Genomic DNA, 11,199 nt, shown 5'->3' on the forward strand with positions numbered 1-11,199 from the left:
TCATTGTGTTTCATAGTAATCTATGTTTAGTGGTTTTGAATTCGTTTGATGATACATACGTGACAATCAGAACACTGGTTTTTTTGATTTGCATTTTTTTTTATAAGCGCATTTTAATACATTCACCAACCTATAGTTATGACAACATTAAAAGCCATTATTGTTGATGATGAGGAGTTTGCCCGGTCATCATTGTTTTTTTTACTGCAACAGAACTGTCCACCGGTAGAAATTACCGGTATTGCAAGATCTGTAGCGGAGGCGAAAGATATTCTGGCACACCATCCTATTGATTTAATCTTTCTGGATATAGCAATGCCAGGAGGAAATGGTTTCGAATTGATTCCTGATGCTCAAAAACATAATGCAGCGGTTATATTTACTACCGCTTACGATCAATACGCGTTGAAAGCGATTAAGGCTAACGCACTTGATTATTTATTAAAACCAATTGATATTGATGAACTTAAAATAGCTGTAGATAAGGTTTTTCAGCACATTAAGCGCTTTAAAGGTCAGAATGAGAATGATGAAAGAATCAATAATCTGGCTTCCAGTTTAAGCTCAAGATCCGAAATCAGGAAGCTTACCCTTCCCTATGGCCAAGGTTTTAAAATGATTGATATCGATGATATCATTTATATCGAAGCCGATAGCAATTACTCTATTGTACACTTAAATAACCATGATAAAATAACGGTTTCGAAAGTTTTACGGGAATTTGAAGAGCTTCTACCGGGCGACCAATTTGTACGGATCCATAAGTCGAGCATCATCAACCTTAACCATTTAAAAGAGTATAATTCTAAAAACGGACTTCAGGTTTTCCTGAAAAATGGAGAAAGTATTAATATTTCGCGAAGAAGAGCAAGCGATTTTTTTGAAAAAATAAAATCATTTACAAAGGCGAACAGTGATCATTAAACTACGCAAAAAAGTGCTATTATCTGCTGAAAAAGCAATTCTGAAGTTAAACTTCGGCCGCTCTTTTGTTGCTTTTTTATTCGGGCTTATTATATTTGGCACTCCAAAAACCTTGCTTGCTCAAACCACTTACCTCCCCCATTATAATACTAAAAATGGATTGGCCAGCAACAACTGTTATTACATTTTACAGGATAAAAAAGGCTTTATCTGGATTGCAACGGATAATGGATTGAGCCGTTTTGATGGTACAAATTTCCAGAATTTTACGATCGAAGACGGACTGCCAGATACCCAGATCCTTCAGATGAAAGAAGACAAAGAGGGCCGCTTGTGGTTTTTTGCATTAAACGGTCAGCTCAGCTACTTAAAGGAAGGAAAGTTTTACAACCAGGATAATGACGAACTGCTTAAAAAGCTAAACTTTAATACGGTAATTGTTTCCTTTTTAGTAGATAAACTTGGCCGGATTTGGCTCGGAACCAATGCTAACCTGATTGTTTGCTGGGACGGAAAAACGATCAAAAAGTACATTTCGCCTAATCCAAATGATAAATTTATCAATGCCTTTATCCACGAAGATGAGCATGGGGATATATTTGCCTACAGCGACTTAAGCGTTCAAAGGTTTGACGGAAAAACTTTTTCAATGGTCAAATCAAAAGTGCAGCCCCTATCCTACATGACTGCTGTCAATTCTACGCATAGATCTTTATTTTATCTAGATGCTGGTGGCTTAAAACAATATAGACATGGAAGTATCAACGATCTCATATCGATTCCTCAGAATCTGATCAAGAACATGTCGGGTTATTTTTATTACGATGTTACTACCAAAGAGGTTTGGTTGTCAAATGCCAATGGAGCCTTTGTCCTTGATAAAAGCGGAAAAACAGTCCAGTATCTACAGGACACACCTGTTAATCAAGTAATTAAAGACAACAACCAAAACATGTGGTTTGCCACCAATCAGGGTATCTACATGCTTCCTAATGCAAATAACCGTTTATCCATCATTGATGCCGAATCAGGACTGAGCAGCAACGTAATTAAAAGCATTACGAAAGATGGAAAAAACCGCCTGTGGCTGGGCACTGATGATGCCGTAATCGATGTGTTAACCATTAACAATTATCAGGTTGATGAAATTGGTTTAGACGATTTCAAGAAATATAAAACCATTAAACAGGTTACTTTCGACCCAAAAGATCAATCTATATATTTTGCATCCGATTATGGAATGGGTGTTTTCAAAAACATCTATAACAGCAGGAATGAGGTAAAATATTTAAAGGAATCGAATAATTCCATGTTTGTAATCAAACATTTTAGCATTGGCAGGAATAACGACCACCTGGCTCTAGCCCTTTCATCGGGTGTTGTTTTCTTATCGGACAGAAGGAATAAATTCGAATTTAACGCTGCTAAATACCGCGAAAAAGAAGATTTTTTTAAAGACAGATCTTATCACGTTTTTTACGACCGCGAAGGGAATTTGTGGTTTTCGAATATTAACGGTCTGTCTCAATTTTCTAAAGGGAAATTAATTAAACATTACGAAAATCATCCCCTGCTTACCAAAAGGATAAACGATATTCAGCAGCTTGCAGACGGCACTTTGATTTTGGCAACAGATGGTTACGGTTTAATTTTCTACAGGAACAGGCAGATTACCCGACAGATTACCCAAAAAGATGGCCTAACCAATAATATCTGCACCAAAATATTTGTAAAAAACAACGAAATATGGGTATTAACAAACAAAGGTGTAAACAAAATAGCCGATTATCCTAATCAATTCACTGTGACCAATTTCGACTATGGTAAGGATCTTTTAAGTGATGACATCAACAGCTTGTTTATTGATGATAGCACAGCCTATTTTGCAACAAACAAAGGCCTGATCCTATTTAAATACAACAATAAAAACATAGTTAAGAATCTTCCCAAGGTTTACGTTACTTCTATTATTAAAGATAATGAGCGTTTGCCGGTTGATCAAGGTAATTTTACTTTCGAAACTGGTAACAATACCATTCTATTTACCTTTAGTGCCGTCGATTTTACCACGAGCGACATCACTTATCGTTACCGTTTAAATGAAAATTCAGCTTGGGTAGAAACCCGCACAAGACGGTTAGATTTTTCCTCACTACAATCGGGCGATTACATATTTGAAGTAAGTGCCAAAAGCCAAAATGGTAATTGGGGCGAATCGGCAAAAATAGCTTTTACCATTAAAAAGCATTTTTGGCAAAGCTTATGGTTCTTATCTATTTTGATATTGCTGGTGGCCTATATTTTTTATAAAGTGGCTGTTTATATTACACGGAAGCAAAAAGATAAGGAGCAAGAGCAATTGTTGTTAAAAAACAAGGTTCTGATGCTTGAGCAACAAGCCTTACAGGCGATGATGAATCCACATTTTGTTTTTAACGTGATGAATTCGATCCAGCATTATATCAATACGCAAAATACGGCTTCGGCAAATAAGGTTTTAACGGGCTTTGCCAGATTGATCAGAAAGAACCTGGAGATCTGTACCAAAAGCTATATCTCTTTAGAGGAAGAACTAGAATACTTAAATCTTTATTTAAAACTAGAGAAGAACCGTTTCGGCGATAAATTAAAATACATTTTTAATATTGATGAAGAAATTGATAAAGAAGAAACTTTTATCCCATCTATGTTGTTGCAACCTTACGTAGAAAATGCAATATGGCATGGCATTATGCCAAAAGAAACAGGTGGTGAAATCCTGATCAACATTAAACTGAAAGATGAATTCTATCTTAACATAGAAATTATTGATGATGGGATTGGAATTGACAACTCTTTAAAGGATAAAAAGGAAACACACATTAGTAAAGGAATGCAGTTAACCAAAGAAAGATTGCACCTTTTAGGTCAGATTGGAGCAAAACCTATACACTTAAACGTAAGTCAGAATACCACAAATGGCACAACAGTATCCATTTCTATACCGTTAAAATAGAAAATTTACCGTTTACTCAATTATTAATACCACTCACTAAATAGAATCTTGATCGAACCCTGTTTAGCCTTAAACTTGTGTTAGAAATAAACGATAGTGTTTATCAAAGACGTTCTTATAGAATTGATATAGATATTTAATAACCTAACCTAAAACTATATCTTAATTCAGGTTTCATTTGTGTGTTGAAAGCGGTCTTGTTTTTAAAAGCGAGACCGCTTTTTTTATGCCCAAAAATTCTATTTTTGTATATGCTCAATCACAACATCACCAGGCACATCGAAGCCCTCGTATTTTCTTCCAGCCAAAGCATAGGTACACAAGAAATTATACTTGCCCTAAATGCCGTTTTCAACGAAGAATTTACCGAAACACAGGTGTTCGAAAGCATAGAGCAGATTAAGGAAAAATATAACCATGATGATTTTGCCATCGAATTGGTATTCTTAAACAATGGTTACCAGTTCCTCACCAAAAAAGATTACCATGAAACGGTTAACCAACTTCAGTTACACCGATCGAAGAAAAAATTAAGTCAGGCCGCGATGGAAACGCTTGCCATTATTGCCTACCGCCAACCAATAACCAAATTGGAAATCGAACAGATCAGAGGTGTAAATTCAGATTATTCAGTGCAACGCCTGCTGGAAAAAGAACTAATTAGTATCGATGGAAAAGCAGAAACGCCCGGCCGGCCTATCCTGTACAGCACAAGCACATTATTTATGGATTATTTTGGTTTAAATAACCTAAATCAGCTTCCTCAGTTAAAAGACTTCGTAAAAGAGGAAAATACCGTTGGAGAAAATGTGGAATAAATAAATTAATTTCTTTGCTTCCAGATTGTTATTAAAAAAAGTTTTTTTGTATTTTTAAACTATAAAAGCAATTTTTATTTTTGTGTTATGAAAGCGCCAAAGAAACTCCCAACTAAGCCGACTACCAAGAAACAGGTAGACGAAGATGATGATCTTGAAGATGACGATATTCAAACAACGAAAAAGAAGCCTCAAGATGATGACGATGATGATTTTGATATGCCATTAGATGATCTTGACAACTTCGATAATTTCGACGATGACGACGACGACTATTAATATTTAAAAAAGCATATATTTGAAAAAGCATCCGCCCGCTTGGTAGGATGCTTTTTAATTTTAAAATCTGCCCATGCAAGTTATACCAGTAAGCAATTCATCACTAAAAAAAGACTTCCTAAACACACCCAAAATCCTATATAAAAACGACAAAAACTGGATCTGTCCGTTGGATAGTGAGGTTGAGAATGTTTTTAACCCAGAAAAAAACACCTTTTTTGCACATGGAAAATGCACACGCTGGGTTCTAAAAGATGATGCAGGAAAACTGATTGGCCGTGTAGCAGCTTTTATTAATGAGAAAAAAGCCTACCACTACGACCAACCAACTGGTGGTATGGGATTTTTTGAATGTATTGATGATGAAAAAGCTGCCTTTCTTTTATTCGATACAGCAAAAACCTGGTTAGCCGAAAATGGAATGAGGGCAATGGATGGCCCGATTAATTTTGGTGAAAACGATAGCTTCTGGGGCCTATTGGTTGAGGGCTTTACCCCTCCTTCTTTCGGCATGAACTATAACTTTCCATACTATCAGAAATTTTTCGAGAAATATGGCTTCATTACCGAATACGAACAATTAACCAACCATATTAACCTAACTATTCCCTTCCCAGAACGTTTTACAAAAATTGCCAACTGGGTAAGAAATAAACCTGGTTATACTTTCGAATATTTCAGCAAGGCCAATTCGAGCAAATACATTAATGATTTAATGGAAATCTACAATGATGGCTGGCAGGATTTCGAAAACTTTGTACCTATTAAAAAAGAAACGCTCGAAGAAAGCTTTAAAAGTATGGAGCCCATCATGGATGAACATTTGATCCAGTTTGCCTACTTTAATGGCGAACCAGCATCTTTTGTAGTATTGATTCCCGATGCTAACCAGATGATTAAAGGCTTTGATGGTAAATTGGGCTTGATTGAAAAATTAAAGTTCGCCTACCGTCGCTGGGTGGGCGTTACCCGCATGCGGGCGATTGTAATGGGTACCAAACCTAAGTTCCAAAAACATGGCCTGGAATCGGTTCTTTTTATCCGCTTAGGCGAATACGTACTTCCTAAAAACCAGTACAAAGAGCTTGAATTGAGTTGGGTAGGCGATTTTAACGAACAGATGATTGCTATCCATAAAGCCACAGGTGCTACCTTTGGTAAAAAGCACCTAACAATGCGTAAAGTATTTTAACTGGTGTAGTGTCGTCATTTCGACTGTAGCTTACCGATTTTCATCGGTAGCGAAATGGAGAAATCTATAAATAATAAAGATTTCTCTATTCCGTTGCACTAAAGTCAAAATAACAATTTTACTATTAGAAGCTACGCGGCCTTATATTTCGGCAGATTTATCAAGAGTACGCTTCCCAAAATAATCACCAAACCAATAATCTGGGTAAGGCCAATCACTTCATTGGTAAAAGTTAAACTTAACAAAACAGCTACTACCGGGTTTACATAAGCATAAGTACTTACCTGGGTAGCCGGGCGCACTTTAAGCAACCACACATAAGCACTAAACGCTGCAATTGAACCAAACAGAATAAGGTAAACGATAGATAACCAGGCATCAAGCGGTATGTTTCCCCAATCGAGTAATTTAAACTCAGATTTTAAAAATCCTCCAGGTAAAAAAGCTATACTCGCCATTAACATCTGCCAGCCTGTGTTAACAGAAACCGAACTGCCGGTAGTGGGATGATATTTCGAATAAAGCGATCCTCCAGCCCAGGCTATTGGCCCGAAAACGAGTAATACCATACCTATAATCTGCAGATTACTTTGTGGTTTATCAAGCGCCTGTACAATCTGGTCGCCGAATAAGAGCACTACGCCCAAAAAGCCGATTACCAAACCCGATATAATATATTTATTACTAAGATTTTCTTTCCAATGCGATTTATCCAGAATCACAAACCAGATCGCTGCCGAAGCAACCATAATAGCCACTAAGCCACTTGGAATAAACTGCTCTACCCAAATTACGATTCCGTTCCCCAAACCCAACATTAAAATACCGCTTACAGCAGCAATTTTGATGGTTTTTAGGTTAAAAATATCTTCTCCCTTAATCTTGCACCAGGTTAGCATCAGCACGCCCGCAATAGAAAAACGGAAAGCGCCTAAAATAAAAGGCGGGAAACCAGCCAATGCTTTCTGGATAAAAAAGTAGGTAGAACCCCAAACGATGTATACGATAGCAAAAGCCAGGTAAACCATTATCGGCGATGCTGTTTTATTTAAATTTGCCATATGCTTATTTTTCAGGGATTACTAATTTTTGCTGCTCTTTCACGGTCTCCAGCACAATCGTGGTTTTAACCGATAAAATATTCGGAATCTTACTAAATTCATCCCGCAGTAAAGCCATTAATGAGGCAGAATCTGCTGTCCTCACCTTAATCAGAAAGCAATCATCTCCTGCAATGACGTGTACTTCTTGCACATCGGGTATTTTTGCCAGTTCGTTTGCGGTATCACTGCAGCCTAAACTTTGAGATGATTTCATTGAAATAAAGGCCAGTAATTTTAAATCGAGCGCAACAGGATTTATCCGGGCATTATATTGGGTAATTACATTCTTCTTCTCCAATTTCTTTACCCGCTCCAACACAGCCGAAGGAACCAGGTCCAATGCTTTCGCTAAATCTACATTCGAGATCCGCGCATTATCCTGCATAAGTCTGAGTATAGCCAGATCGATATGATCCAAACTAAAATTGTTTTCAATTACCATTCTATAAAATTATAAATTTTCAGAATAAAATTCAAAATATTTTAATAAAAAATGAATTTAATTCTTTATTAAAATTTTAAAATGATAATTAATCGGTAAAACAATAAATAAACCGCATTTTATATTCCTAGTTTATCATACAGATCGATCACTTTTTTACGGAGCTTATTAAGCTCCTCTTCTTTTTCAATCAGTTCTTTTTTAAGTGCAACGAGTTCTTCTGAGGAGTCTGGTGTTGCTGATTGTCCGGCGATCAGCTGCATTACCGGAACCTTAAATGTTTTGGAAATCTGGAGTAAACGGGAGATATTGAGATCGGTTTGGCCCGTCTCAATTTTGCAGAAAGCCGGAGTAGAAATATTAAGTTTTTTAGCGGCATCCGCCTGACTTAAACCTAGGGCCAACCTACTTTGTTTAATGTGATCTCCGATGCTTTTCATAATTTTTTAGATATGAGATACTAGATTTGAGATATTAAAAAAGATTTGAGAAGTGAGACATTAGATTTGAGACAAATCTATCTCACATCTCACATCTCATATCTAAGATCTATTTCTCTAAAGCAGCCGCCAGTTCAGGTAAATCGAAACCTGCGTAATTACCGGAGCTCATCATGAGTAGATTAGTGTTTTTATAGTTCAAGCTTAACAAGTACACTTTTAATTTTGCTGCATCATTAAAAAACTTCAGTTTTGGATTAGCAAAAGCCTGCTGAACATCATCTTCAGAAAAAGGCTCCATCCGCTTTTGTTCGAAAGATTTAATATCGATAAATACAATTGCCTCATCGGCTTTATCCATCGCACCTGTATATTCTTTCAGGAAATCCTTGTTCAAACTGCTAAAAGTATGCAATTCAATACAAGCAACCAGTTTTCGGTTGGCAAACTGTCCTTTAACAGCATCAATAGTAGCTTTTAATTTTGATGGTGAATGGGCAAAATCTTTATAAACGTTTGTAGATTCATCAGCTGAGATGACCTCTAAACGTTTAGCTGCACCAGTAAATGAAGAAATGGCTACATCAAACTCGGCTTCACTGATTTCCAATTGTTTGCACACTAATTTAGCTGCATTCAGGTTCATGAGATTGTGATCACCAAAAATCTTTAAAGCCGTTTCTTCCGGAAGCAGGTAGGTTATTCCGTTTCTAATTTCATGTGCTGGAATAGCATAAGCAATTTTTGTAACATTGGCCTTCGATTGCGTTACAATTTCATTTAAATCGGCATCTGCTTCACAATAAATTAAAGTTCCGTTTTCCTCAATCGTATCGATAAATTTATCAAACTGCGAAGTATAATCGGCATAGGTTGGAAAAACATTGATGTGATCCCATGCAATACCACTAATTACCGCCACATTTGCCTTGTAAAGATGAAATTTAGGTCTTCTATCAATTGGTGAAGATAAATATTCATCTCCTTCTATAATCATTACGGGTGCTTCTTCGGTAACCTTTACCATCGTTTCGAAGCCAGCTAGCTGTGCACCAACCAAATAATCGAAATCGCGTTTATAGTAATTAAGCACATGCAGAATCATACTGGTAATGGTTGTTTTACCATGACTGCCACCGATTACCACACGTAATTTATTTTTGCTTTGCTCGTAAATATATTCAGGATAAGAATATATTTTAACGCCTAATTCTTGTGCTTTCAATAACTCTGGATTATCGATACGGGCATGCATACCTAAAATAACCGCATCCAGATCGTTTGAAATGCGGTTTTCATCCCAGCCCATTTCAAACGGCAATAGTCCGTATTTATCTAAACGGGATTTTGCAGGCTCGAAAATCACATCATCAGACCCCGAAATTTGATACCCTTTTTTATGTAAGGCGATGGCCAGATTGTGCATTGCACTTCCACCAATCGCAATAAAATGTATGCGCATATTTATTATTTTAGATATGAGACATGAGATTTGAGATGTGAGAAAACTCCCTACTTCTTACGCCTTTGACAGCGTTTGGCGTATGGCGTTTAAGCCTTAAACCCTAAACCTTTCACCTTAAACCTTCTTTTCAAATTGAGCCGCAACCCAATCGCCATTTTGTTTATGATCGACGTATTTGATGCTATATTTAGCACATTCAGCGGTAATCATTCCTAAATCAGGATCTAAATAAAATCCACTGAAGAAAATTTTGCCTCCGGCTTTCAATACCTCGGCGTAACGGTGAATCTGATCCAGAAGTATATTTCTATTGATATTGGCAAAAATAACATCATATTCGTCGTTAGGGATAACCTCTTTACTACCGCAAAGTGCCTTTAGATTATCTACCTGGTTAAGTGTAGCATTTTCTATGGTACTTTCGTAACAGATATCATCATAATCGATGGCCATTAAGCTTTTAGCACCCAGTTTTGCAGCCAGAATAGCCAAAATCCCAGTACCACAGCCCATATCAAGGATAATTTTATCCTTTAAATCGGCAGCTAAAATATACTGCATTACCATTGTGGTGGTTTGATGATGACCAGTACCAAAAGCCATTTTAGGATCGATTACGATCTCGTAGGGATACGATGGCTGAGGCTCATGAAAGGTTGCCCTTACATAACATACATCATCAATAATCAGCGGACTAAAGTTTTTCTCCCATTCGGCATTCCAGTTTTCGTCGGCAACATCTTCTAAAGTATATGCTGTTGCAAATTCTTCGCTATAATTTTCCAGGAGATCTTTTAATTCCTGCTCGTTAAAGTTGTCTTTGATTACGAAAGCCGTAAAACCACCCTCACTATCTTCAAAAGTATCGAAGCCTAGATCGGCAAGATCGCTGATGAGCAGATCCTGTTGATAATCTTCGATACTTTTGAATGTAAATATTGCTTTTGTGTATTGCATTTAGCTATTTAATGCTTTAATAATATCTGTAAAATCGCGTGATTTTAATGATGCACCACCAATTAGGCCACCATCAATATCGTTCTGAGAAAATAAGCTTGCAGCGTTACTCGGGTTACAGCTACCACCGTATAAAATAGTTGTATCATCAGCCACGTTAAAACCATAGTTAGCTTGAATTTCACTGCGGATAAAAGCATGAATATCTTGTGCTTGCTCTGGAGAAGCGGTTAAACCTGTACCAATAGCCCAAACTGGCTCGTAAGCAATAACCAATTTTTTGAAGTCTTCTTCAGTTAAACTAAAAATACCTTCTACCAACTGTTTTTTTAATACTTCATAATAACTACCGTTGTTACGCTCGTCTAAAGTTTCGCCAATACAGAAAATTGGTGTTAAGCCATTCGCCAAGGCAACTTTAGTTTTTTCAGCCAATAAAGCATCGCTTTCAGCGAAATATTGTCTGCGTTCAGAGTGACCTAAAATAACGTATTCTGCACCAACAGATTTCACCATTTTAGCTGAAGTTTCGCCTGTATATGCACCACTTTCTTTATCGCTGATATTTTGAGCGCCAATTTTAA

11 protein-coding genes are annotated in these 11,199 nt (G+C 36.9%); 5 read left to right on the forward strand and 6 right to left on the reverse strand.

The annotated features are described in order from the left end of the window. Positions 1-138 precede the first annotated feature (138 nt). The 5 genes from ASU31_RS26355 to ASU31_RS26375 all read left to right on the forward strand — a co-directional run bounded on the left by ASU31_RS26355 (position 139) and on the right by ASU31_RS26375 (position 6,208). Positions 139-924 (forward strand): LytR/AlgR family response regulator transcription factor, encoded by a 786-nt coding sequence (locus tag ASU31_RS26355; protein WP_057935222.1) that lies wholly within the window; start codon positions 139-141, stop codon positions 922-924. Next, positions 914-3,919, forward strand: coding sequence for a ligand-binding sensor domain-containing protein (locus ASU31_RS26360; RefSeq protein ID WP_083505554.1), 3,006 nt, complete (start codon positions 914-916; stop codon positions 3,917-3,919). Before ASU31_RS26355 ends, ASU31_RS26360 begins: the two co-directional genes overlap by 11 nt. Positions 3,920-4,170: 251 nt before the next feature. Continuing rightward, on the forward strand, positions 4,171-4,737 hold the full coding sequence (gene scpB, locus ASU31_RS26365) for an SMC-Scp complex subunit ScpB (protein ID WP_057935223.1): 567 nt from the start codon (positions 4,171-4,173) through the stop codon (positions 4,735-4,737). Positions 4,738-4,824: 87 nt separating this feature from the next. Then, positions 4,825-5,016: a hypothetical protein gene (locus ASU31_RS26370; RefSeq protein WP_057935224.1), complete on the forward strand. Its 192-nt coding sequence runs from the start codon at positions 4,825-4,827 to the stop codon at positions 5,014-5,016. A gap of 73 nt (positions 5,017-5,089) precedes the next feature. Then, positions 5,090-6,208 carry a hypothetical protein gene (locus ASU31_RS26375; RefSeq protein WP_057935225.1) on the forward strand — a complete coding sequence of 373 codons (1,119 nt, stop codon included), beginning with the start codon at positions 5,090-5,092 and terminating at the stop codon, positions 6,206-6,208. Positions 6,209-6,339: 131 nt separating this feature from the next. Here the strand turns inward: ASU31_RS26375 and ASU31_RS26380 are convergent, their stop codons facing one another. From ASU31_RS26380 to tpiA, 6 genes are all read right to left on the reverse strand, one after another. After that, positions 6,340-7,269, reverse strand: a complete 930-nt coding sequence (locus tag ASU31_RS26380; protein ID WP_057935226.1) for an EamA family transporter — start codon at positions 7,267-7,269, stop codon at positions 6,340-6,342. Positions 7,270-7,273: 4 nt separating this feature from the next. Beyond that, entirely contained in the window at positions 7,274-7,753 is a 480-nt protein-coding gene (locus ASU31_RS26385) for an Lrp/AsnC family transcriptional regulator (RefSeq protein WP_057935227.1), read from the reverse strand. Positions 7,754-7,872: 119 nt separating this feature from the next. After that, positions 7,873-8,193 (reverse strand): helix-turn-helix domain-containing protein, encoded by a 321-nt coding sequence (locus tag ASU31_RS26390; protein ID WP_057935228.1) that lies wholly within the window; start codon positions 8,191-8,193, stop codon positions 7,873-7,875. Between the two features lie 109 nt (positions 8,194-8,302). Beyond that, entirely contained in the window at positions 8,303-9,655 is a 1,353-nt protein-coding gene (locus tag ASU31_RS26395; protein ID WP_057935229.1) for a UDP-N-acetylmuramate--L-alanine ligase, read from the reverse strand. 117 nt (positions 9,656-9,772) lie between these two features. Beyond that, complete coding sequence (prmA, locus tag ASU31_RS26400) at positions 9,773-10,615, reverse strand: 50S ribosomal protein L11 methyltransferase (protein WP_057935230.1); 843 nt, start codon at positions 10,613-10,615, stop codon at positions 9,773-9,775. Beyond that, positions 10,616-11,199 (reverse strand): triose-phosphate isomerase (gene tpiA, locus ASU31_RS26405; protein WP_057935231.1); only part of this gene is annotated, 584 nt, incomplete at its 5' end.

The sequence above is a fragment of the Pedobacter ginsenosidimutans genome (assembly GCF_001442625.1).
Lineage (GTDB): Bacteria > Bacteroidota > Bacteroidia > Sphingobacteriales > Sphingobacteriaceae > Pedobacter > Pedobacter ginsenosidimutans.

Bases quoted from the DNA above. Each gene is read 5' to 3' on its own strand.
- ASU31_RS26390 (WP_057935228.1), bottom strand. From the start codon at position 8,193: ATGAAAAGCATCGGAGATCACATTAAACAAAGTAGGTTGGCCCTAGGT.
- ASU31_RS26370 (WP_057935224.1), top strand. From the start codon at position 4,825: ATGAAAGCGCCAAAGAAACTCCCAACTAAGCCGACTACCAAGAAACAG.
- ASU31_RS26385 (WP_057935227.1), bottom strand. From the start codon at position 7,753: ATGGTAATTGAAAACAATTTTAGTTTGGATCATATCGATCTGGCTATA.
- prmA (WP_057935230.1), bottom strand. From the start codon at position 10,615: ATGCAATACACAAAAGCAATATTTACATTCAAAAGTATCGAAGATTAT.
- ASU31_RS26395 (WP_057935229.1), bottom strand. From the start codon at position 9,655: ATGCGCATACATTTTATTGCGATTGGTGGAAGTGCAATGCACAATCTG.
- ASU31_RS26355 (WP_057935222.1), top strand. From the start codon at position 139: ATGACAACATTAAAAGCCATTATTGTTGATGATGAGGAGTTTGCCCGG.
- ASU31_RS26380 (WP_057935226.1), bottom strand. From the start codon at position 7,269: ATGGCAAATTTAAATAAAACAGCATCGCCGATAATGGTTTACCTGGCT.
- scpB (WP_057935223.1), top strand. From the start codon at position 4,171: ATGCTCAATCACAACATCACCAGGCACATCGAAGCCCTCGTATTTTCT.
- ASU31_RS26375 (WP_057935225.1), top strand. From the start codon at position 5,090: ATGCAAGTTATACCAGTAAGCAATTCATCACTAAAAAAAGACTTCCTA.